General features: G+C 59.2%; 17 protein-coding genes. 12 read left to right on the plus strand and 5 right to left on the minus strand.

Annotated elements, in window-relative coordinates; genetic code table 11:
• The first annotated feature begins 59 nt into the window (after positions 1 to 59).
• From ACREYQ_RS13410 to ACREYQ_RS13425, 4 genes are all read left to right on the plus strand, one after another.
• Entirely contained in the window at positions 60 to 1,517 is a 1,458-nt protein-coding gene (locus ACREYQ_RS13410; RefSeq protein WP_432258070.1) for a TolC family protein, read from the plus strand.
• 2 nt (positions 1,518 to 1,519) lie between these two features.
• Complete coding sequence (locus tag ACREYQ_RS13415) at positions 1,520 to 2,575, plus strand: metal transporter (RefSeq protein WP_432258071.1); 1,056 nt, start codon at positions 1,520 to 1,522, stop codon at positions 2,573 to 2,575.
• Positions 2,576 to 2,598: 23 nt separating this feature from the next.
• Entirely contained in the window at positions 2,599 to 5,706 is a 3,108-nt protein-coding gene (locus ACREYQ_RS13420; protein ID WP_432258072.1) for an efflux RND transporter permease subunit, read from the plus strand.
• A gap of 1,180 nt (positions 5,707 to 6,886) precedes the next feature.
• On the plus strand, positions 6,887 to 7,582 hold the full coding sequence (locus ACREYQ_RS13425; protein WP_432258073.1) for a VIT1/CCC1 transporter family protein: 696 nt from the start codon (positions 6,887 to 6,889) through the stop codon (positions 7,580 to 7,582).
• A 514-nt stretch (positions 7,583 to 8,096) separates the two neighbouring features.
• Here the strand turns inward: ACREYQ_RS13425 and ACREYQ_RS13430 are convergent.
• Positions 8,097 to 8,600 (minus strand): hypothetical protein, encoded by a 504-nt coding sequence (locus ACREYQ_RS13430; RefSeq protein WP_432258074.1) that lies wholly within the window; start codon positions 8,598 to 8,600, stop codon positions 8,097 to 8,099.
• A 228-nt stretch (positions 8,601 to 8,828) separates the two neighbouring features.
• Between ACREYQ_RS13430 and ACREYQ_RS13435 the strand changes: the two genes are divergently transcribed.
• On the plus strand, positions 8,829 to 9,887 hold the full coding sequence (locus ACREYQ_RS13435; RefSeq protein ID WP_432258075.1) for an RNA-guided endonuclease InsQ/TnpB family protein: 1,059 nt from the start codon (positions 8,829 to 8,831) through the stop codon (positions 9,885 to 9,887).
• Between the two features lie 387 nt (positions 9,888 to 10,274).
• A complete protein-coding gene (locus ACREYQ_RS13440; RefSeq protein ID WP_432258076.1) occupies positions 10,275 to 10,601 on the plus strand; it encodes a hypothetical protein in 327 nt (108 codons plus the stop codon).
• Positions 10,602 to 10,835: 234 nt separating this feature from the next.
• Here the strand turns inward: ACREYQ_RS13440 and ACREYQ_RS13445 are convergent, their stop codons facing one another.
• Positions 10,836 to 11,174 carry a hypothetical protein gene (locus ACREYQ_RS13445; protein ID WP_432258077.1) on the minus strand — a complete coding sequence of 113 codons (339 nt, stop codon included), beginning with the start codon at positions 11,172 to 11,174 and terminating at the stop codon, positions 10,836 to 10,838.
• Positions 11,175 to 11,475: 301 nt separating this feature from the next.
• Here ACREYQ_RS13445 and ACREYQ_RS13450 point away from each other — a divergent pair, with 301 nt between their 5' ends.
• Entirely contained in the window at positions 11,476 to 11,820 is a 345-nt protein-coding gene (locus ACREYQ_RS13450; protein WP_432258078.1) for a hypothetical protein, read from the plus strand.
• Between the two features lie 889 nt (positions 11,821 to 12,709).
• Positions 12,710 to 13,081 carry a PHA-granule associated protein 4 gene (locus tag ACREYQ_RS13455; RefSeq protein ID WP_432258079.1) on the plus strand — a complete coding sequence of 124 codons (372 nt, stop codon included), beginning with the start codon at positions 12,710 to 12,712 and terminating at the stop codon, positions 13,079 to 13,081.
• 308 nt (positions 13,082 to 13,389) lie between these two features.
• Here the strand turns inward: ACREYQ_RS13455 and phbB are convergent, their stop codons facing one another.
• Together phbB and phaP2 are read right to left on the minus strand one after the other, a co-directional pair.
• Positions 13,390 to 14,133: an acetoacetyl-CoA reductase gene (phbB, locus tag ACREYQ_RS13460; protein WP_432258080.1), complete on the minus strand. Its 744-nt coding sequence runs from the start codon at positions 14,131 to 14,133 to the stop codon at positions 13,390 to 13,392.
• Between the two features lie 133 nt (positions 14,134 to 14,266).
• On the minus strand, positions 14,267 to 14,833 hold the full coding sequence (phaP2, locus tag ACREYQ_RS13465; protein ID WP_432258081.1) for a TIGR01841 family phasin PhaP2: 567 nt from the start codon (positions 14,831 to 14,833) through the stop codon (positions 14,267 to 14,269).
• Between the two features lie 1,032 nt (positions 14,834 to 15,865).
• Here phaP2 and ACREYQ_RS13470 point away from each other — a divergent pair.
• From ACREYQ_RS13470 to ACREYQ_RS13480, 3 genes are all read left to right on the plus strand, one after another.
• Positions 15,866 to 16,237, plus strand: coding sequence for a PHA-granule associated protein 4 (locus tag ACREYQ_RS13470; RefSeq protein WP_432258082.1), 372 nt, complete (start codon positions 15,866 to 15,868; stop codon positions 16,235 to 16,237).
• A gap of 1,346 nt (positions 16,238 to 17,583) precedes the next feature.
• Positions 17,584 to 18,174: a heme NO-binding domain-containing protein gene (locus ACREYQ_RS13475; protein WP_432258083.1), complete on the plus strand. Its 591-nt coding sequence runs from the start codon at positions 17,584 to 17,586 to the stop codon at positions 18,172 to 18,174.
• Positions 18,175 to 20,157 carry an EAL domain-containing protein gene (locus ACREYQ_RS13480; RefSeq protein WP_432258084.1) on the plus strand — a complete coding sequence of 661 codons (1,983 nt, stop codon included), beginning with the start codon at positions 18,175 to 18,177 and terminating at the stop codon, positions 20,155 to 20,157.
• 454 nt (positions 20,158 to 20,611) lie between these two features.
• Here the strand turns inward: ACREYQ_RS13480 and ACREYQ_RS13485 are convergent, their stop codons facing one another.
• Entirely contained in the window at positions 20,612 to 20,932 is a 321-nt protein-coding gene (locus ACREYQ_RS13485; protein WP_432260418.1) for an H-NS histone family protein, read from the minus strand.
• 629 nt (positions 20,933 to 21,561) lie between these two features.
• Between ACREYQ_RS13485 and ACREYQ_RS13490 the strand changes: the two genes are divergently transcribed.
• Positions 21,562 to 23,577, plus strand: coding sequence for a diguanylate cyclase domain-containing protein (locus ACREYQ_RS13490; protein WP_432258085.1), 2,016 nt, complete (start codon positions 21,562 to 21,564; stop codon positions 23,575 to 23,577).
• Positions 23,578 to 23,653 lie beyond the last annotated feature (76 nt).

Genomic DNA, 23,653 nt, shown 5'->3' on the forward strand with positions numbered 1-23,653 from the left:
CTTGATGACTACCATCGCGGGACCCCTCGGCCGCTCAATGCGAAAGGAGAAGTCTGGCGATGAAGGCTGCTACTACCGCGAGCACCGAATGGCGGCGCGCAGCGCTGCGTATTCTTGCTTTCGCACGGCGATTGCTCCCGCCTGTCGTCGGTTTGCTTCTCACTGCCTGCGCCTTTGACCGCTACGACCCACGCCCGCTGTCCACCGCCTCGGTTGCCGATGCCTATACGGCGCGTTCATTGCAATCGCCTGAGCTGCACGAGTTCATTCAGCGGCATTATCCGCGAGCTGCTGAAGTTTGGCCCCCCAACCAGTGGGACCTGGAAAGCCTGACGCTCGCAGCGCTCTACTTCAATCCTGAGCTCGAAGTGTCGCGCTCAAGGCTTGCGACCACGGAGGCAGCTGTGACCACAGCCGCACAGCGGCCGAATCCCACCCTGCAGTTGCCGTTCCAGCGCACGCTCAACCCCAAGGGCGGAGACTCTCCGTGGACGCTCGGCATCGCCCTGGACATTCCGATAGAAACAGCCGGCAAGCGCGGCTACCGAATCGATGAGGCGACCCATCTGTCCAGCGCAGCCCGGTTCCAGGTTGCGAATATTGCCTGGGGTGTGCGCAACCAGCTTCGAAGCCAATTACTCAACCTTTGGTTCGCCAGTGAGCGGACACAGCTCCTACAGCAACAATTGGAACTGGACCAGCGCACCGTCGCAATGCTGGAGCGGCGTCTGGCCGTTGGCGACGCCTCCCCATGGGAGGTCAATCAGCAGCGGCTGATGGTGATGCAAGCGCAGACCGACCTGCTTGCGGCACAGCGGCAGGCCATAGCAGCACGGGTCCAGGTGGCCGCTGTACTGGGGCTACGCGCGAGCGCCCTCGATACTGTCGACCTGGACCTGACGGAGTTTGTTCAGGCTTACCCAGCGCTTCCATCCCAAACCATCCGGCTGCAAGCCTTGCTGAACCGGGCCGACGTGCAGGCCGGGCTAGCGCAATATGAGGCCAGTCAGGCGGCCCTCCAACTGGAAGTGGCCAAGCAGTATCCGAACATCCATCTCGGTCCCGGCTATACATTCGACCAGGGCGCCCGCAAACTTGGCTTCGATTTCGCCGGCCTGGTTCTGCCCGTATTCAACCGTAATGAAGGCCCTATCGCGGAGGCCCGCAGCCGCCGGCTGGAAGCAGAAGCACGCGTAAAGCAGTTGGAGGCTCAGGCGTTCAGTGAGACCGACGGCGCGATTGCCGCCTACCAAGTCACACGAGATATCGTCAGGCAGAACGAAGCGCAGCTTGCTGTTCAGTCCCGCCAGCTAGCGGCGACGCGGCGTTCGTTCGACATCGGACAGGTCGACCGGTTGGCGCTCACGCTTGCCGGAAGAACTGAACTCGCCGCCCGAATAGCGCTAGGAGATGCCACGTTCCAGATGCAGCAAGCCGTTGGGCGCCTTGAGGACGCCATGCAGCGCCCGCTTACTGCGCAGGCAACCGGCGAACACACGAATCCCGAACGCAAGTGACCATGTCAAGAAGAACCCTACTCAAAGGCCTCCAGCTGCTTTTACCAGCCATTCTGGCCGCGCTGGTGCTGGGAGGCTTCCTGCTGAGCCGAGGGGAGCAGGCCAGCGAAGCGGCGCGCGAGGCGCCGGTACGCAGTCCGGTCCGCGTCGCGGTCGAAAACGGCTTGACCATGCTAACGGTCGACGATGCGGCTCAGGCCCGTAGCGGCATCCAATTGCAAGCCCTTGATGCCATCCAGCCCACAACCGGAACAACGGTCTACGGGACAGTCATCGACTTGCAACCCCTGGTGGACCTCATGAGCCGGTATGCCGCGAGCGCGGCCGACCTCGAATCGGCGAAAGCGGCGGCGGAAGCGGCACGGGCCGAACTGGAACGGACTCAGGCCCTCTATGCAGACGTCCAAAACGCCTCGCTGAAGACGCTGCAGGCGGCACGCTCTGCGAATGCTGCGGCAACTGCCAAGGTCAAGTCGCTACAAGCCAATATGAGCGGCATAGTCGCCTCGGCCCAACAGCAGTATGGCGCCATCGTTTCCAGTTGGGCATTGTCTACTGCATCCCCGGAATTGGCTCACTTCCTGGAACGGCGCGAGGTCCTCCTGCGCATCGTGTTTCCAGGCGGTCAAACCGGGGCCGCACCCGCGATGTTAAAAGCCACCGGCGACAACATTACCCCGTTCGATGCCCGGCTGGTGTCTGCCGCGCCGCAGGTCGACCCTGGCATCCAGGGCCAAGCCTATTTCTATCGCGCGGCAGCACCGCTCGCCACGGGCGCGCGCATCAGCGCCAGGGCACCAGCAACGGCGGCGGCAAAGGCCGGAGTTCTGATTCCTGCCAGCGCCATCGTCTGGTATGGCGGGCAGCCCTGGGCCTTCGTCCAGACCGGGAAAGACCAATTCCAGCGCCGGGCCGTCGACCCGCGTTTCCCCCAAGACGGAGATTTCTTTGCCATCGAAGGGTTCAAGCCGGGCGACTCCGTCGTCGTCCGTGGCGCGCAACTTCTGTTGTCTGAAGAGTCTCGAGCGCAGGCCGGTAGCCAACCAGAGAACGAATAACGGGGCGTCTACCCCACCAAGCGATGCTGACGTCCATCATTGATTTTTCTGTACGCCTGCGTGGCGTCGTCTTCGCCCTTGCCTGTCTTCTGCTTGGCTACGGCATCTATGCGCTCTATCAAACCAGGCTCGACGTCTTCCCGGAATTTGCGCCGCCGCTGGTGACCGTGCAGACGGAAGCCCCAGGGCTTTCATCGGAGCAGGTCGAGCAACTGGTGACGCAACGGGTCGAGAACGTTCTGGGCGGCTCCATTGGCCTGGAATCCATGCGCTCCCAGTCAATACAGGGGGTCTCGGTCATCACCCTGACATTCAGCGAGCAGACCGACATCCTGCGAGCCCGACAGCTTGTGGCGGAACAGTTGGCAACGCTCGCGGGCGATTTGCCGGCAGGAGTGCGGATACCCAAAATGACGCCGCTGAGTTCATCCACCAATGTGGTACTAGGCGTCGGACTCACCTCCAACAAGCGTTCACTGATGGACTTGCGCAGCTTCGCCGAATGGACGCTCAAGCCGCGACTGCTCAGCCGCGCAGGGGTCTCTGACGTCGGCATCTATGGTGGCGAGGTAAAGCAGTATCAGGTCCAGGTCGACCCGCAAAGGCTCGCTCGTCTTGGGCTTTCTCTTCGTGACGTAGTCGGCGCGACGCAGCGCGCAACCGGCATACGTGGCGCTGGCGTGCTGGACACCGGCAATCAACGTATCGTGCTCAATACCGTGGGTCAGTCCACAACCGCCGAACAACTGGGACAAGTTGTGCTGCTGCAGAAAAACGGGGCGGTGGTACGACTCGGGGACATTGGCAAAGTTGTGGTCGGGCAAGAGGTTCCCGTCAGCGGCGCCAATGTTCAGGGTAAGCCCGGCGTAGTGTTGATGGTCAGCAACCAGTACCGCGCCGACACCGTGTCGGTTACGCGGAACGTCGAAGAGGCGCTGGCCGCGCTTCGGCCAGTGCTCGCGGCCAACGACATCCAGCTCCAGCCGGACCTGTTCCGCCCGGCCAATTTCATTGTGGCGTCCACCGACCACCTGCGAACGGCGCTGATGGTCGGCGCCGCCCTTGTCATCGTCGTCCTGTTCCTCTTCCTGTTCAACGTCAGGACGGCCTTCATATCGGCAACAGCCATTCCGCTGTCCTTGCTGATGGCTATCATCGTGCTGCATCACTTCGGGGTGCCGCTGAACACCATGACGTTGGGTGGGCTTGCCATCGCGCTAGGTGAGGTGGTGGACGATGCCATCATCGACGTCGAGAACATTCACCGACGCCTGCGCGAAAACATACGACTGGGCAATCCTCAATCGGCGCTCCAGGTAGTCATTCACGCTTCCACCGAGGTGCGCAGTGCCGTGATATATGCCACCTTCACCGTGGCCGTCATCTTCCTTCCGGTGCTGACGCTGTCCGGCGTGGCCGGCAAGCTGTTCGCCCCGCTGGGCACCGCCTATATCCTGGCCATCATTTCGTCCCTGGCGGTGGCACTGACCCTGACGCCGGCGCTGTGCTACGCGCTGTTGCCGCAAGCGACCGAAGATGCCGAGGAACCGAAGGTCTACCAATGGTTGAAGACGCACTACGCTGCGATGCTCGTCCATGTGGAACGTCATTGGGTCATGGTGGTCAGCGCCTTCGTGAGCCTTGTGCTCATGGCGCTTGCGACAATTCCGTTCTATCGTCTGGAATTCCTGCCAGAACTAAGGGAAGGCCATTTCATCACGCATATGCAGGCGGCGCCCGGCACCTCGCTACAGGAATCCTTGCGCATCGGGGAGCGCATCAGCCGGGCCCTGCTTGCCGTTCCCAATGTCCGCACCGTAGCGCAACGCGTTGGGCGAACGGCTCGCGGTGTGGACGTCTTCGGCCCGCAATACAGCGAGTTCGAGATTGACCTGAAGCCCGGACTGGGTGCCGAGGCACAGGAGCAGACCCTTGCTCAGTTGCGCTCACTGCTGAGCGGGTTTCCGGGACTGACGTTTACGACTCAGACCTTCCTGACCGAGCGTGTCCAGGAAACCATCTCCGGGTACACCGCCCCCGTCATCGTCAACGTGTTCGGACCGGACCTGGATGTGCTCGACAGCCTGGCGCGCCAAGTATCAGGAACGCTAAATGCGACGCCTGGCGCGTCCGGGGTTACGCTGCAGGCCCCGCCGACGCTTCCCCAGTTGTCCATTCGGCTGCGGCAGGACCAGCTCACCCGCTGGGGCTTTTCGCCGCTGGACGTGATGGAAGCCATTCAGACGGCGTACCAGGGTGCCGAAGTGGCGCAGGTCTATGAAGCCAATGCGGTTTCCAATGTGGCGGTGATACTGGCCGGGGAGGCCCGGCGAGGCCCTGCTCAGCTTGGCGAATTGCCGCTACGCAATGCGGACGGCCTCATCGTTCCATTGGGTCGCCTCGCAGACATTGCGCAGACCGATGGCCGCTACCTCATCCAGCATAACGGGGGACAGCGATTGCAGACGGTCACCGCCCAGGTCAATGGTCCGTCGGTCGGCCAGTTCGTCGATGCGGCGCAACGACGCATCGCGACCGACGTAAAGCTGCCAAAGGGCTACTACATCGTCTTCTCCGGCGAGGCCCAGGCGCAGGCACGCGCGCAACGGGACCTGGCGATGTACTTTGGCATCGCTACCGTTGTCATCTGCCTGCTGGTCTACCTCGCCCTGCGCAGTTGGCGTGGGCTATTGCTGGTCTTGACCAATCTCCCTTTCGCTTTGGTCGGCGGGGCGCTCACTGTCTTTGCGACGGGCGGCTTGCTTTCGCTGGGTTCCATGGTGGGATTCGTCACGCTGTTCGGCATCACGCTGCGCAATTCCATCATGCTCATTTCGCATTACCAGCATTTGGTCAACGTAGAGGGCCATTCGTGGAGTCTGGACACCGCAACGTTGGGCGCGAAGGAGCGGCTGGCGCCTATCCTGATGACAGCGCTCGTTACCGGGCTGGGTCTGTTGCCACTGGCGCTACAGTCCGGCGAGCCAGGCAACGAGGTGGAAGGTCCGATGGCGATTGTGATTCTGGGCGGCCTCTTCACCTCGACCGTGCTGAACCTGCTGATACTGCCGACCTTAGCGCTGCGCTTTGGTAGATTTGACCGCAACGCAGGCGAGGAAGTAGGCCACTGATTCCGGCAGGCCCGCTCCCTTCTTTGGATATCATTCCAACGGAAGTGCAGATTAGTTATCGAGATAGCGGTGTACATGAACCGTGGCCACAGCAATGTCCGACGCGTCAAACTCGTCGCTCGCGTTCGGTTACAGGTGGTAACTCCTGTATCAATCCGGCGCGCTGGGTCAGCATTCGCCTCCGACGTGTCCGAGCCTTTCCCGCTCTTGCCTCATCAACACGACGATGCGCCATGGAACAATCCTACCTGCATTTCCCCCCCCCAATTCTGGCTGCTCCGGGACAAGTATCCGAAGAACGAGCGGCTCGCTCGGTTGTCTGTCCGCGCCGCCCATCTCGTCAGTCCCGAGCCGACAGCGTCGCCCCATCGCGCGCCTCCGGAGACCCCCAACCGAACGAGTCGCACGACGCCCCACACGACGGCAACGAACAACGCGAGCAGGATGGAAAGCCGGAATGTCACCGCACCGGGCAACTGCAGAGAGGCGCCAAACACAATTCCCGGAATAATATGCGCGGGCGCCCACGCGAGAGCTGATGTTGCCCCCGAAGAGTGGAGTTCTTAGCCCTATGTTCAAATACGAGCAAGGAGCTAAGAGATGTCAGGCAAGCAAACGCGAGCGAAATCAGTCGCGCCCGCGATGGAGTTCGTTCATACCGCCGACCACCCCGATGCTCGCCTGGTGGTGCGGTTGTGGCACACGGAGTACCTCATTGGGGCCGAGCCCAAGGCGTCAGCGGCGCCACTGTGGATTGGCTCCGTGACACTTGAGCATCTGTCCAAAACGGTCCCCCTTGTCAATATAGTACGTACTGACCTGTCCGCATCGCCGCGCAAGGAGTCGCTCGCACACTTGCTCACCCAACAAGGGCAAAGCGCCTTCGACTCGGCTAACGCAGGCGACTGCCCAGCACTGCTACTTTCTGCCACCGTATCGCGTTCAGACAGATTGGCTGTAGCTGGACGGACTTCTGGCACTAATCATGTGGCTCGAATCCCGGCTGAGATTGCAGCCAGCGCCACCTGTATTGCCTGTTCGATTTGGCAACGCTGACGGAAGCTGGCTGATGGACGCTGCCGCGCGAGACGTATGGCATACACTATCGTGGCAGCGCCACTGGACAATTGGTCGCACCGCCATGAGGATGGCACGTCAACGTTACTAATGTTGAGGAAATATGGCTAGGCGACATAAGGAACAGCATCGTCTTGAAACCATTGGGTGGTTGCGTGCTGCGGTGCTCGGAGCCAATGATGGCATCGTATCGACTGCAAGCCTCGTTATCGGCGTGGCATCAGCACACACCGCTCATGGACGCATTGTGCTCACGGCCGTAGCCGGGTTGGTAGCCGGGGCCATGTCGATGGCGACAGGGGAATACGTATCCGTTTCTTCGCAGGCAGATACCGAAGAGGCGGCTTTGGTTGAGGAGCAGGCCGAACTCAATGCCGATTTTCCACGCGAGCAGCGAGAATTGACTGCAATCTATGTGCGTCGTGGTTTGGATTTGCCGCTTGCTAAGCAGGTTGCCGAAAAGCTGATGGCCCACGACGCGCTTGGCACTCATGCACGCGATGAGCTAGGCATTTCGACTACGACCTCCGCCCAGCCTTTGCAAGCAGCGTTGGCCTCGGCCTGCAGCTTTTCTGTGGGCGCCGCGCTGCCGGCCGCCGTTGCCGCACTTGCTCCCGAATCAGCGGTGATTCCAGCCATAGTCATCTCTGCCTTGACATCACTAGCCTTCTTGGGCGGTCTAGCTGCAAAAACGGGCGGCGCGAAAGTCGGCCCAGGCGTTACCCGCGTGGTCTTCTGGAGTGCTTTGGCGATGGGCGTGTCGTCGGGTGTTGGCACGTTGTTTGGTGCGGTAGCCTGAAGCGCCATAACTCCCCCGCTAGCCAGCTCCTAAGTCGCTAGGCTGTGGCTGATACAGCGCGAAGCGTGTTCTGCCACACCAATCTTCTGCCGCGCGTCATCAGAGGATTGAAAGCATACGTTCGCGGTCTTGTTCCCTCAATCGGGAAACTGCCAGGGGCTTGAGCACGCATCTTGCCGATGCCAACAAGGTGATGCGATACGTCCCAGGATAAGCGAACGCACGCCCACGCTCAGATTACGTTTTCCCCTTAACGCGCCGCGAAAATCTGCCGACAAGGCGCAGTCTGGCATCGACGCTCCCCGAGTTCACTGCTGGCGACCGGTCGGTTACAGAAGCGCTTTCCTCTTCAGTAGCCCGCGACGCAGCGACTCAGCTTTGCAAAAAAAGAGGCGAAGAGACCAAGCTCACCTTCCGGCTAACTTGGCCTCTTCGCAATGCTCCCGCGCTCGAGCTTCGTCACAACGGCCTTCGGCCGAGCAACGTACCCTCCCGTCCGTCAGGCAGGAGCTGCTTATTGCTTCTTGGTCTTATCAACGTTGGCACCGGCTGCAGCCTTGTCCGCGTCAGATTGTGCGTCGACCTTCGTTTTGTTCGCCTTGGCCTGCGCCTTGTCGGCATCATTCGTTGCCTCGACTTTCGCCTTGTTGGCCTTGGCCTGCGCGACGTGCTTTTCCTTGTTTGCCTTCATCTGAGACTTGCTCACCTTGTCATGAGCACCCTTGGTCGACATGGCCTTCGCGCTGTCTACCTGGGCCGAAGCGGCTGCCTTGTTAGCGCCAGCTTGGGCATCCACCTTATCCTTGTTAGCGTTGGCTTGAGCCTTGGCCGCATCGCTCTGAGCTTCGACTTTCGTCTTGTCGGCTTTTGCCTGAGCAACGTTCTTTTCCTTGTCGGCCTTTGCCTGCTCTTTGGTCGCTCCGACTTGCGGATGCGCCGAGGAAGCAGGCACACCCGTCTGTGCAAAAACGGTCGTGACGAGTGCAGCGGAGGCGAAAGCAGCGAAGAGCTTTTTCATGATGAAAACTCCATAAGAATCGTGAAATCAATGGCTCGGCAATATGCCGCGCTTACAGTCAAGAACGGCATTGCCTGAGACCGAGTTGACCCGGCAATAGCGCCGCGCAAGCCCCGTCTCTTCAGGTCGGGGTAAGCGGCGCAACGCCAATTGTTGTGAGGGCTAAAACCGCGTCCTAGACGCGGTATGGCTTCCTCTTCCGCTCCTACCGTTACTCGTGTCCTGCGTTTGCGCGTCAAGGACAAACACGCGTCCTGGCTCAGTGCACAAGCGCGCGAGGTGAACTTCGTGTGGAACTTTTGCAACGAACTCTCGGTGCGCGTATTCGAGCGCGAGCGGCGGTTCATCGGCGCCTACGAACTGCAAAAATTCACCGACGGCGCAACCAAGGAAGGACTCGGCCTGCATAGCCATACGGTGCAGGAGGTCGGGCAAGAGTACTGTCGCCGGCGCAGCCAGTTCCACAAGGTGAAGTTGCGCTGGCGCGTGAGCGGTGGCGCGCGGCGCAGTCTCGGCTGGGTGCCGTTCAAGACCGGGGCACTGAAATATGCCAACGGCCAGGTGCGTTTCAACGGCCAGACCCTGTCCCTGTGGGACAGCTACGGCTTGTCTCGGTACGACCTGCGGGCGGGTAACTTCAGTGAAGACGCTCGAGGACGCTGGTACCTCAACGTCACCGTACGAGTGCCGGTGCAGCTGGGGCCGCCAGCGGGCCAGGCCGAGGTTGGCATCGACCTCGGTCTCAAGGATTTCTTTGCTACCTCGGACGGGCAGCAGGTCGAGGCCCCGCAGTTCTACCGCGACCTCGAGCCGAAGCTTGCTGCAGCACAGCGTGCGGGCAAAAAGCAGCGCGTGCGGGCACTGCACGCCAGAATAGCCAACCGCAGGAAGGATTTCCTGCACAAGTATTCGACCGCGCTGGTACGAAAGTATCGCGCCATCTTCGTGGGCAATGTGAACGCCTCCTCCCTCGCACAGACGCGCGCCGCGAAATCGGTGCTGGATGCGGGCTGGAGCACGTTCCGAACCATGCTGCAGTACAAATGCGATAGCGCAGGCGTGTGGTTCAAGGAGGTCGACGAAGCTTATTCCACCCAGGATTGTCACGTCTGTGGCAGCCGCAGCGGCCCCAAGGGGCTCGCTGGGCTGTCGGTGCGGCGCTGGCAGTGTTTGCACTGCCGGGCCGAGCATGACCGCGACATCAATGCCGCGCACAACATCCGGGCACGCGGCATGGCTTGGCTGGAAGAACAGATTGCCGCTCCCCTAGCGCGCCGATTGGCGTAGTACGGGGGTGAATCAGGCTTCTTTGGAGGCTGCGGCCGGACGTGGCCGTCTCGCAGGAGGAATCCCCTTCCTTTCCGGCTCTGCCGGCGCCGAAGGCGAGTAAGGGGAGGACGTCAAAATCGGTAAGTTATGCAACTGGCAAACATGATTCGCGAGCACGGCCAAATGCGCCTCCACGTTCAGCACGGCGCAACGTCATTTCGGAAGCTCTGCGATTTTGGTCCCGCGAGAAAGATGCTCAGTGAACGTTGTCGGCCGAGCTCTCCGTCCGGAGGGACAGCGAGTGCTTCCATATCGGGTTACAAAAAGTAACCGCCGTGCGAATCCGCTAATACACTGCCGAAGCAAGGCGGCCTAGAGTATCTATATGAGGACAAGGAGCAAACCATGCGGAAAGTCACAGTGCTTTGGCTTCTGGCCGGAGCTGTCGGACTTGCTTCCAACGTTGCTGAGGCACGCGTGGACATTGGCGTTGCTATCGGCACTCCCTGGCCAGTCGTAGTTGCTCCGCCACCGGTCTACTATGAGCCTCCACCACCGGTCTATTATGAGCCGGCGCCTGTTATCGTCGAACCTCGGCCGGTGGTCGTGACACCCGGCTATGGCTACTACTACAATGACTGGCAGGCTCGTGCTTGGCGGGAGCAGCAGTGGCGCGAACGACGCTGGCGAGAACGTCAATGGCGCGAGCGCCATCGCGAATGGTACCGTTAGCATGAGTACAACGATGATTAAAGCGGCCGACGGAAATGCTGGCTCGCCCCAACTTCGACGGCGCCCGATGCAACCTCTATCCGGAAGATGGGAGAGCTGCCTTTGCCACCAGCTTGCCATCCATCGGGGCGAGAGTTGACATGCACTGGGCGCGCGTGCCCGCACGGGGACAAGCAGAGGTCAATAAGCTAAAAAGCCGGCATTATCATGCCGGCTTTTTAATGTGATGCGGGATTACTTGCCGGCATCAGCTTCACACTTCTTCATAAACGACGCTTTCGCAGCGCCGGCAAGCGGCTTCCCGTCCTTCCCAACTGCTTTCGCTTCGCACGCGGCCGACCCGTTTCCTTTGCCACCACCTTCGCATTTCTTGATGAAGGAGGCCTTAGCTGCTCCACTTAGCGGTTTGCCATTTTTACCAACCGCTTGCGCCTCGCAACCCGAGGCAGCAGGCTGGGTTGCGGCGGCGGGCGCTGCAGGCTTCGCACCGGCCGCCGGCGCAGCCGGTTGCGCGTGAGCAATACCTACCGCCAGCAACGCTGCAACGGCTACAGTACAAAATTTCTTTATCACGATGACCCTCCTCAGGATGCGAGGCAGTCCGCCTCGTTGTCATAAACGATTGGGACGCGGCGTCGTTGACGTGATTTAGCCTTCATCCATGACCGCAGCTGAACTTAGAGGGCAACGAGCGCAACCAGGCAAAAGGAACGCGGAGTGGCCCATTTATATCCGTGGCATGCCCCTGAGAGCAGACGTCTGCACCCCGCGCCGGACCATCAATAGGCGATTAAGTTACAAATATTTACAGTGGACGCGCCAAGGCTCCGCCCGCGAACCGGTACAGTCCCCTCGCTCAGTCCAGAGGGAAGAAATGAAACGAATTGCAATCATTGGAGCACTTGGCGGTGCGCTGCTGGCCATCAGCGGTACCGCGCAAGCACATGTGAACGTCGATATAGGAATCGGCATTCCAGGTGTCGTCTATGCGGAACCAGCACCCGTCTACGTGGCACCCCAGCCGGTGTATGTCGCGCCACAGCCAGTCTACGTCCCCCGCCCGGTGGTGGTCGCGCCAGCGCCCATTTACGCCCCTTACTGGCGAGGGCGCGATGATGACGACGAACAAGGCGAGCGGCGATGGCGCAGGCGTGGCTACCGAGAACACGGAGAACACGGAGAACACGGAGAACACGGCCATCACGGACATAACGACTAAGCGCCGGAGCTGCGCGCAAGGCAATGAAGGGCTCCTGCGAAGGAGAGAGATGGCATAGGGCACTTCGCCCTTTGGCGGCAATTTAGCCTTAGAGACGTAGCTGCAGTTGTAGCCAGAGGTTTTCTATCCGGCCGCTGCCAGCAGGATGCCGGCGGCTCGCGCGCTAGCTCAGTTCCGTGGATGCACGCGGCCCGAGCTTGAGACTCGACTCTCCTGATACCCCTCTTTAGGTGGGCCCTTCTCGACGGCAAAGCCGGTTGCTCCTCCATTTCCATCACGCTATGATGATTTTCAGACGATGCGCCGCGCGTGCTCTCCCTCATTGGCATTTTGTGGATAGCGGAAAGAATGGCGCCGCCGGGGAAAGGGGGGGCAATTGGGAAACGAGGACTACCAGTACTGGAGACGCCGGTGGCTGCGGTGGCACTCGCGGTCTCTGCTGGCACGAGCGCTGACATTGCAGCGAGGTGAGTGGGATGCCTACATAAGCCAGATGCTGAGAGCATACGTAGCCTACGGGGACTTTGCCGAAGATGAGATTGATTTCATTTTTCGGCGGGTCGCCAGAGGGGCGCGGAGGCTAGGGTCGCATCCCTCTCCTATGGAGTGTGCACAGCGAGCCCACAGTCATATCCAGACGCTGGGATTACGTCTTATGGAGGACGCATCTGCCTTCGTCAGTCATTAGCCATCCAGGGTAGGGGCAAGCTGGCAGCCACATTCTCGACAAGACCCCTCTCGGAAGTTGCTGTTGCGAAGGCAGGCCAGCGCAATGTCATTGCGGGGGTTGTCTTCTAGATGACTGTTCCTTGGCGGATTCGGATAGTCGACAAGCCATCCTGACCACTATATATCTTGGATATCGTGACCATGCAGGTGAGGTTCGTCCATGACTGTCCACGTCGCGCGCAACAAGGCCAATGCAATTGCATGCATCACCTCTGGGGTCAGTGCTATCGTCGACCTGGACTACGAGAACGGATGGGAAGATGCTTTCGCTCTCGGAAGGCTCGGGCAAAAATATGGCGTTGCGGTTCAGTTCCGAACCATCGAACACGTGGCCGCACGCAGTCCAGAAGCACTCCTGCGCGGATTGCGAGCACCGAAAGGCACGTTCAGACAACGATACCTCTATTGCATGTTCGATTTGAGTTTAATGACTGATGCTCTCCTGGCTGAACTGGAGGCTCGCGCTGTCGAGCACGGTGACTACATCTTACCCGGTCACCTCTTGGAAGATGCTACCCTCATCTGGGACTGAACGGCCTCAAAGCAGGTTACACGCCCCGCCCACCAGTTCCCTGGCCATGATTGCATAACCGCCTCAGGCTTCTTCTTCCGGCGTTCGATGCGGTCGAGCGATGTTGCCCGTTCAAGAAAGCCGCGCACGTTGGCACGGGCTGGCCGCTGCTTAGTCGAGGTCCACAAGCATCGCAGATTCGCAAGCTGTAGTCGCCTGAGCGTCTGAGCACCACAAGTGGAAAAGGCCCTTCTCGAAGGGCTTCGACGCTGCCAGCGCAGCGTAGCAATGATGCTCCGCCCCAAATCCGACCTGAGCGGAGCATCAGCTCACTGCAGGTGCTGCCCACCATTGATGGCAATGTTCGCGCCAGTCACGAAAGCGGCTTCCTTGGAACAGAGGTACGCGACAAGCGCCGCGACTTCCTCGGGCTCTCCCAGTCGGCCAACGGGGATTTGCGGAATAATCTTGGTGTCCAAAATCTCCTGCGGCACCGCTGTGACCATCTTGGTAGCAATATAGCCGGGCGAGATGGTGTTGACGGTCACACCCCGCTTAGCCACTTCGAGCGCCAGCGACTTTGTGAAGCCGTGCACGCCCGCCTTGGCTGCCGCGTAGTTGGTCTGGCCGAAGCCGCCTTTGGACCCAATGATGGACGATACATTGATAATACGTCCCCAACCTCGCTCGACCATCCCGTCGCAGACCGGCTTCGTCATATTGAACACCGAGTCGAGGTTGGTGCGGAGGACTGCATCCCAGTTGACCTTGTCCAGCTTTTTGAAGCTCGCGTCTCGTGTGATGCCAGCATTGTTCACCAGGATGTCGACTGAGCCCAGCTCTTCCCGAATCTTTGCCACGCATTGCTGGCACGAGTCATAGTCGGCGACGTCGACGGGATAGGCGTGAAATTTCCGGTCTTGCTCTGCCATCCTCCCTAGCCAGTCTGCGACACGGCTGTTGCCGGGAGAATGCGTGACAACCACCAAATAACCAGCATTATGGAGGCGGATGCTGATGGCCTCGCCCAAACCGCCAATACCACCCGTGACTACGGCAAGCTTTTTGCTCATGTCTCCAGTCCTCTATGTCTTGATATAACCGCGTGGATGAGGCGGCCGCCCAGCGCTGCTCACCGAGACCCAGTATCTCCTAGAATTCGCCCCCCTCGGCCCGTGAATGGGCCAACGGGGAGCCAAAGCCGAACTACTTTGCAGGTGCCGTAGACGCCTGCGCTGCACGATGCCGCGCGCCTTTCGAGGCTGCCGCCGCAGCCGTATTGAAACTGTTCTCAGCTACTTCCACTGCCTGCTTTGCCGTCGACTGCATTGACTCATAGAGCATAGTGGTCGCCTTTACGGCCTCCTGCCAGGCGGCCAGCGGAGCCGTCGAGCCTGATGGGGCGTTGCTCAACGCGCTATCAATGAGACCCTGCAACTGGCCCTTGCTTGTTGTGTATTGGACTTCGACGACCTTCTCGAACTCCGCCCGCGTAGCAGCAAGGATGTCCTGCACTTGACGCTGATACTCCAAAACGTTGTCGGCTGCAGGTTGAAATAATTCGATTTGCAATTCGAAGAATTCTTGCGGATTCTGGACTGATACAGCTTTAATTGCCCCCTCCCGTGTCTGCGCCAGCGTCGCCTTCATTGTCTTGAGGTTCAACTGCATCAGTCTTTCGAAACTCTCAACGGCCTTGTTGGTTAGTCCTACCAGGGCATCAAGGCCCGCCAACTGCGCCTTTGTGCATTGCTCTGCTGTCCACTGAGTCATCTTGCATCTCCTAAGTGCGGCCCGTCACCTGAGCTGTCGGATGAGAGTTCCGATGGGGCGGGCATCGAGTGATAACGATTGCAGCGTTGTGACCCTGGCGGGCCACGTCGATAGGGCGCAAGGGCTCCAACGCCGGCAGTCTCTATGGGTTAGAGCACTGCGCTCATTGAGAGGCGTGGCGCGCTCGACAATCCATTGTGCGAACACGCCCGAGGGCTTGGAGAAAGGCGTAGCCTTGTGTTGTGACCCGAGGTCGGCTGTAATTTGGCCCAACATGCTCGAGCGTAACCATCTGATGCGCGAGCAGCGCTGCCACATCCGCGCAGTCCAGCTCCGTTGGGTCAGAACTGTCGTTTAGCAGTACCAGGGTGGCGAACTCATGATGACTCAGCACAGGGGTAGTCTCCAAAGCAGCAATGGGGTCTATTTTTGCTACGGGAATTCACTACCGTCCGTGAAGGCCGGCCGGGGCTTGCGGGCCGCTTCCTTCCTCTCGGACGCGAGGTCTGGCTGGTGAGCGCTGGTCTTCCGCGCTCCGAAAGAACATCCTAACTACTTGCCACCAACAGTTCAATACGACTAGCCGTCATGTTCGGGATAGTCCCTAGCTTTTCGTTGCCTCCCTCGTGCGTGGGGGCCCCTTCTTGAGTCACCCAAGGATATGTCGCAACATGATATGTACGCAGTGCGGGTAGCGGCTATTCGCCGACTGACGGACGGCATGCGTTAGCGCTACTTCCCGAATTCCACTAACGAGATGAGGTTGCGGAAGGAAGCATGGCGCTTCAGGCTGAAAGAGAGAACGGGCCGCTAGCTGGGCGGCCAAAAGAAAAGAGAACCCCGCGTCGCCCCGGTAGTTGCATGGGTCGCAGGACCTTGACTTAGAATCTTCTTACGTCAGAATTAAGCAGCGCCTTGACCTCGAACCTGAAGCCACTGTTCAAAGTCAGCCGGGCAAGATTGAGTTGAAATCAGCAGCATGTAGAAGCAGACCGGCGCCCCGTGTGCCGGATGATGTAAGGGGAGGCAGAAATGACGACAGCTCGGGCTGGAACCAAAGGCGAAGCGATTAGACTCCTGGAAGCAGCGGGGATAGCACTAGTCGAACTGGACTACGAATCAGGTTGGAAGGATGCCATCGAACTCGGGCGCTTGGGCCAGAAGGCGGGCATCCGCGTGGAGTATCGCGGGCATGAGAATATCGCCGTGAAGTCGCACGCGGCGCTCATCGCCGGCCTCAGTCGACCGAAGGTGTCCTTCCGGCAACGCAATCTTTATTGCCAGTTTGGACTGCTCGAGCTGCCAGCCGAGGAATTGGCAACCTTGGAGACAAGGGCATTGAAGCTTGGAGACTACATCCTGGCCGGGCATCTACTGCGCGACGTCGATACAGCGTGGGCCTGACTGACTAGGCTCGGCTTGGACGGAGGCTCCGTCTAATGGTCTAATACTTTCCGTTCTGCCACCGCTTCGCCACTGTCAGACACGTAGTGCAAGAAACCTGAGCGTACTCATCCAGCCCTAGGGTGGACCCAGGCTCAGCGCCAGTTCGGCGCAAGCGTCTGCACAGCAAATCCCCTGTCGCACGTATCAGCCGGCCATCGCGAATGGTCTGCTTTAGCAGGATGTGAACATCGTGCTCGCGCACGTCGTGCGCAGGCACTTCCGAGGCACTTCTCGAGTCATCTGCGACGAGACCAGGCACCCACCGAACTGGAATCGCCAGGCTCGCATTGAATGCAAGCGCTTGAGTACGAAGACGCTCCTCACTTTGGTGACGAACGACTCGGACTGCCTCTTCCCTCGCTGTCTTCGCTGCTTGAGCACCATCGAAATCCTCGGCCCTGGCACCGACGAACACCCCATTGGAGTGCTGCCAAACTTCGAGCAAGGTACCTGAGGCAAGGGTGACGCCCTCCGTTCGGCCTGAACGGTGCAAGCTGCTTATTTGCAGCCGCTCCCCATCCAGCGTTACCTGATTGCTTTCGACAGCGACGCGCCCACTGTGTTTGACGGTTAGCCATTCTGGCTCGACCGTGGAGACGAGACGCAACTGGTAGATATCCATGACCGAAACTGACCCCCTCTGGCACTTCTGGCGAAAGTCCGTCTTGCTGGAAATTCTAGTCGCTACGTTGAGCGCGACCTGATGGGCAGTCGAGCATTTTGTTCGCTTCGTCGCATTTCCGGCACGATGGTCCCCAACAGTGTTGGACGATTCACTTTCACGGGGTCGGGCGATTCGCTTCGAAGCCAGCGATGCATCCTCACCTGACTAGCCACGCTACTGAATGAAAGCGATGTCGTCCGGCGGTTGGCCGTCATGTACGAACAAGCAAGCGATGCCGCCGCCGAAGTGGAGCTTTCGGCGACGTACCGCCTGCGCTTCCATTCCCTGGCATCTAACGCATCCATGGCTGGATGATTCGTCGGTCAGAATAGAAAGCGTTTGAAGGGCCCAGTGCATCATCACGCGGCAGCAGTCTTGAACCCGTTAACCGTCTACACGGCAACTCCCCACGTCCATACTATCTATTCCTGGCTACAGCCCGGACATACACGTGCCGATACTGCTGGAACATAGAACATAGCCATCAGAGGACAACAGCCAATCGCCACCGCCTAATCAGGACGCAGGGTGCCGCTACACCATGCGCGTTAATGATGCTGCGGAGGGAGCAAGCTAGCGCCCCAGAAGGCTTCGCGGTAGAGTGCCTAATGGGCACAATGCTTAGTGCAAGACTGAGTAAGTGCCGAACTACAACAAGACAAGCCGGGGTAGCAACGAAATGAAAGGAATTGTGTTCAACTTGCTGGAAGAGGTCGTCATCCGACACTACGGCGAGAACACCTGGGACGCGCTACTGGACGACACGGGCTTGACGGGAGCCTATACCTCGCTGGGCAGCTATCCCGATGACGACATCTACAAACTCGTCGGCGTTGCCTCCAAAGCCTTGAACCTATCGACTTTCGACCTCCTGCGGTGGTTCGGGCGGGAAGCCATGCCATTGATGGCGACTCGGTATCCCGCCTATTTCCAGGGTCACGCGGCCGCCCGCGAATTCGTACTCAGCGTCAACAGCATCATCCATCCGGAGGTGCGCAAGGTCTACCCGGGTGCGGATGTCCCGACGTTTGGATTTCGCGATGAACCAGGCGGCGCGCTGCTGATGGAATACCGGTCGGCGCGGCGACTGTGCGCGCTCGCCCAAGGTTTCGTGGAAGGGGCTGGCGACCAGTTCGGCGAATCGGTGGAGTTCGAGCACCTCAAATGTATGCACAATGGTGACGCTAGTTGCCTGTGCCGCATCACGTTCGCCGCTTCGAGGAGAGATTGAGTGACAGCCGCGCGGATACTGGAACTGGAGGTTGAAACGCAACGGTTGCGCCGCAGACTTGAGCGTGAACGTGACGCGCGCACGCAAGCCGAAGCCATCGCAGAACAAGGCTTGCGCGAGCTGTATATGAAGCAGCAGCACTTGCAGTTGCTCGAAGCTATTGCTGCTGCCGCCAACCAGGCGACTTCCGTCTCCGACGCGCTGCAGTTCGCCACCCGAACAATCTGCCATTTCGCCGGTTGGCCAGTCGGCCACGCCTACCTGGTCGAGTCCTCCGGCCAGGAAACATACCTGTTGTCGGCATCCATTTGGCACGGCGCCAATGCCGAGCGCTTTCGCGCCTTCTATCAACAGACGGAGACGGTGGAATTTGGCAGGGGCGATGGACTTCCCGGGAAGGTCTTGGCAAGCGCGGCGCCTGCTTGGGTGACAGATGTCACCTGTGACCCGAACTTTCCACGTGCGAGTACAGCCGCGATTGCGGGGCTTAAGGCAGCTTTCGCGTTTCCGGTGCTGTTGGGTGACAGTGTGGCGGCAGTGTTGGAGTTCTTTACCGACCAGGTCCTGGAACCGGACGACACGCTACTGCACTTGATGGCCCAAATCGGCAATCAACTCGGTCGCGTGGTCGAGCGTAAGCGCGCCGAAGACCAGCTGATACACGACGCCTTTCATGACCCCCTCACGGGACTGGCTAACCGCGCGCTCTTCCAAGACCGGCTTGCGCAGGCCGTCGTGCGCAGCCACCGGCATACCGAGAAGGTGTTTGCCGTGCTCTTCATTGACCTGGACCGTTTCAAACTCGTCAACGACAGCCTGGGGCATCATGCCGGGGACGCACTCATCATTGAGGTTGCCAAACGCCTGGGTGGCGGCCTGCGCGACGAAGATACGCTGGCTCGGATGGGAGGCGACGAGTTCACTATCCTTCTCGACGACATTGCCGATGCAAACGACGCCGTTCGCGTTGCGGACCATCTCATGCAGTTAGTCGCGGAACCTTTCGGGATTGCGGGCGAGGAGCTCTACGTTAGCGCCAGCATTGGCATCGCTGTCAGTACGTCTGACTATGGCTCCGCCGAGGAAATTCTCCGGCAGGCGGACCTGGCCATGTACCGCGCGAAGACGCTAGGCAAAGGTCGTTATGAAATCTTCGACCACACCATGCACGTACAGGCAGTGAATCGCCTCGCCCTGGAGACTGGGTTACGGCGCGCCCTACAGAATCAGGAGTTCGTGGTCCACTATCAACCAATCGTATGCCTGAATGGTGGTGATATCGTAGGCGTGGAAGCGCTGGTTCGGTGGCGCAAATCGGAAACTGAACTGGTCTATCCGGGCGAGTTCATCCAGGTGGCAGAGGATACTGGGCTGATTCTCTTCCTCGGGCTTTGGGTGCTGCGCGAAGCATGCACCACCATGGCGCGTTGGCATCGCGACTTTCCGCGCGTCCCGCCGCTAACGGTTAGCGTCAATCTTTCGGCCCGACAGTTTGCGCAGCATGATTTGGTCCAGCAGGTCGACAGAATTATTGCTGACACGGGTATTCGGCCGGATACCGTTAGGCTGGAGATTACGGAAAGCGTCACCATGCTTGACTCGGAACGCACAGTTGAGGTGTTAGGACAGTTGCGCCAGCTGGGCGTACGCATAAGCATTGACGATTTCGGCACCGGCTACTCCTCGCTCAGCTACCTCCACCGATTCCCGCTCGACGTCCTGAAGATTGACCGGTCTTTCGTTGCGCGGCTGGGGCGCGATAATGAAGGGGCACAAATTGTCCAAACCATCATGAGCCTGGCGCGCAATCTCGGTATCGAAGTCGTCGCGGAGGGCACGGAGACCTCAGGGCACGTCAATCACCTCAGGTCGCTTGGCTGCGATTTCGGGCAGGGCTATTACTTTTCGCGACCACTCGAATCCAATCAGATATCGGCTCTGCTGGAAAATGTGAACCTCGAGGCGCGACCGAGCTGGGGGTGAGTAGCCATACAACATCGAACACAATGGCTAAATTGACAGGCAACTCCCAGGGTTCCTGGCGCATGAGCTGCAAGCTCTGACTTGACGACCTCCACTTCCTCGCCTACAAGGCCGGCTGCGACCGGAAGGAAGAGGCTTCCTACTGCGAGAGGACCACAACTGGCCGCAGTCTCCGAGGAGGCCTATTCCCTGTCTTACTGTCACCGCGTGCAATTGCTAACCCGGATAGCGCTGAAGTGGTCATGTCCCATCGCATCAACTGTCACGGCCTGGCTCTTCGGTCAGGTATTCGCCCTGCCATGGTAGGCAGGTACCGCGCCATCTTCGTGGCTAATGTGAAAACCTCCGCCCTCCCACAGATTCGCAGCGCGAAATCGGTGCTGGATGCGGACTAGAGCACGTCCCAAACCATGCTCCAGTAAAAATTCACAAACACTTGCCTCCCTACAGTCTCTTATTCAGCAATAAGGAACCGCTTCGGATTCTTGCCCAACCAGGCTGGCGCTCGGCCTCGACCCGACCAGGTCTTTCCGGTCTTCGGGTCCAAATATTTTGGCGGCAACGTCAGCTTCGCCTTGCCCGCAACCTTCCCGCCGCCGTCACCTGCCGGACGACCGCGCCGGCGCTTCGGCGTAATGTCATCGACAGTCAGTTCATACTCGGCCATCAAAGTCCGGATTTTCTCAACGACGCCAGCGACCTCATTGGCGCGAACTTCGACGAGCTGGGCTTCGAGTGCTTCCTTCTCTGCAATCAATTGCTTGTATGTGGCCATTCTTTTTCCCTCGGAAAAATGCAATGCCATCATCCTACATCATCTCCATGAATGCGGTAGCTAAATCGCAATCCCCGAAATTCACCGCAAACAAAAATTAAGCATCCACCGAATACTTATCGGCGCTGGCGGAAGCTCCTGAGCTTTCCGTATCTCCGCCCGATGATGCAACTGTAGTGCAACAGCTACGCCGAGCTGTGCCAAACACGCAAGCGAAACAGAGCCACAATTGGAGGACTCGTGTGGGCGAAACGGCCAGGGACGCACAGGCTTGCCCATCACGAGGGAGCAGTGCAACTTACGGCGGGAAATGAAGGCCCCGGAACCGCAGAGCAACTGAAGAGCCTGATAAAATATCCACGCACCCGCAGCACCCGGCCGAACTCGGGCAAGTCGATTCGAATACACCATCGAATGGCGCCCCGGAGCACTCAGCCTTTCCGTCTGCTGCCCCTGCACCAACATGATGCCAAACATTGACCAGCGATTTCGTAGACCGGGAGATGTCAGCGCCAACAATAGGCCGGATGGTCCGGGCCATCGGCACTTGAGATGGGTCTAATCTGGCGAAGGCATCAACCAGGCAACTAACCGTTGGCAGTTAGCTGAATGCAACCGAGGCAGAGTAAATGATGGTGCGATGGTCGTTAAAGTCCCGCGTGGTCGCTGCTACTGTAGCAATAGTAGTCGCCTTCGCGGTTCTGCTGTTATTGGTTGCTCGCCATTACGTCTTCACGAACGTCCAAGCTTCACTACAGGCACAACAAGACGCCCAGGTAAAACTGGTCGCCGAGGAACTCGATGATAAGTTCGAAGTACGCAGCATCATTCTTCGTCGTCTTGCCGAGCACCTCAACCCAATGCTGGACCGTAGCCCGGAAGAACTCAAGCGATTCACCCAGCAGAGCGTATCCATCCCCGAGATATTCAACTGGGTGTTTATGATTTGGCCAGACGGCACGCGCGCATTTGACACCAGGCTGACCGGAGAACGCGCTAATTTCTCAGACCGCCAGTATTTTCGTGACATTCTTCACGGCGCCTCTGTTGTCGTTTCGGAGCCGCTGATAACGAAGGTCACCGGAGCCCCCGGCATCGTCATTGCTGTGCCTGTACGCTCCGATGATGGACGGCTACGCGCAGTTCTCGTCGGAAGTCTGGACCTGTGGCGAGAGAACTTCCTCGCTGCATTGTCTCGCAACCGCATTGGCACAACTGGCACCTACTGCCTTGTCTCGTCGGGTCAGTCTCCTCGCTATGTCATGCACGCCGACACATCAAAGATATTCCAGCAGGCAAAGGCCATCGGTGAGTCGTGCGGCACTGCCAAGCCAGCCTCGGCATGGGAAATCGTATGGCCGACGCAGCCAATTGTGGCTCGCTATCTCCTGGAAACGGCGGGCTGGGAACTCGTTGCCACACTCCCCGCGAGGGAGGCCTTCTCACCAATCACGAATGCAAGGCCAAGAGTACTGACAGCCGCCGCGCTCGCACTGGTCGGCGCAATACTATTGATGTGGCTGGTGGTCCGGCACCTTCTAGCTCCACTGGCACGCTTCCAACAGGTTGTGCAGGAAAGTGCGACAGATTTGTCGGCCCACGCTGCCCTCCCCACGTCGAGAACGGACGAAATCGGCGCCCTGGCCACAACGTTTTCGAGCGTTATGGAACAGCTTTCCGAACGCACGAACGCCCTGTTGGAAGCAAGAAAACTTGCAGAAGAGCGGGAAGAGCGCATCCACGCAATAGCCAATCATATACCAGAGCTCGTTGCATATCTTGATGCCGAAGAGCGCTACGTATTTGTTAACAAGGCATACGAGCAGCGCTTCCAGATACCGAGAGGTGAAATTATCGGCCGAACACCCAAAGAGCTCTGGGGAGAGGACCTTTACGTCAAAGCGCTAAGCCATCATCTCAAGCTCGCGTTCTCCGGGGAGCTCGCCACGTTCGCCACTGAACTTTATGACGAGAATCAATATGAGTGCCTCGAGGTCACTTATCAGCCCGCCTGGAGCCGCACAGGAGATATAGTCGTCGGGGTCCATGTCTTCGCTAGGGATGTAACAGAGGAGCGCCTGAGCATTCGGCGCCTCGAACAGAAGACGTTGCTGGACTACTCAACCGGCCTGCTGAATCGGAAAGGTTTTGACCGACGCTTGGCTTCGGCCGTGGCAAAGACGGATGCAGGGGAGCAGATGATGGCCCTGGTTCTCGTCGACCTGGACAATTTCAAACAAGTGAACGACACCTCTGGTCACGCAGTTGGCGACGCGCTGCTGAACATTCTTGCGGCACGCCTCAAATCGAATGTTCGCGAATCCGACGCCGTTGCACGCATAGGCGGCGACGAATTTGCAGTGATTTTGGAAGGCGTCTCCACATCGCATGCTGTGGAGCGTGTAGCGCAGATGATAGTCGCAGCAAGTTCCGAGCCGTACCTCATTGGAGGTCAGCAGATTACCTGCGGGACCAGCGTTGGCGCTGCCATACATAAACCAGCTGACGGCAATACCAGAAACGAGCTATTCCTTAAAGCGGACACAGCACTATACGCAGCCAAGCACGCGGGGAAGGGCAAGTTCGTTATGGTCGGCGCGCCGAACACGACTGCTGATTCGAGCTACGAACCCCGCCAAGATTGAACTCGACACTCTTCCAGTGCTTCGTGCTGGCACAACCACTCTGCATCGGCTACACGACCACCCGGCGCAGCATTTT

Source organism: Cupriavidus sp. TMH.W2 (genome assembly GCF_050847365.1).
Lineage (GTDB): Bacteria > Pseudomonadota > Gammaproteobacteria > Burkholderiales > Burkholderiaceae > Cupriavidus.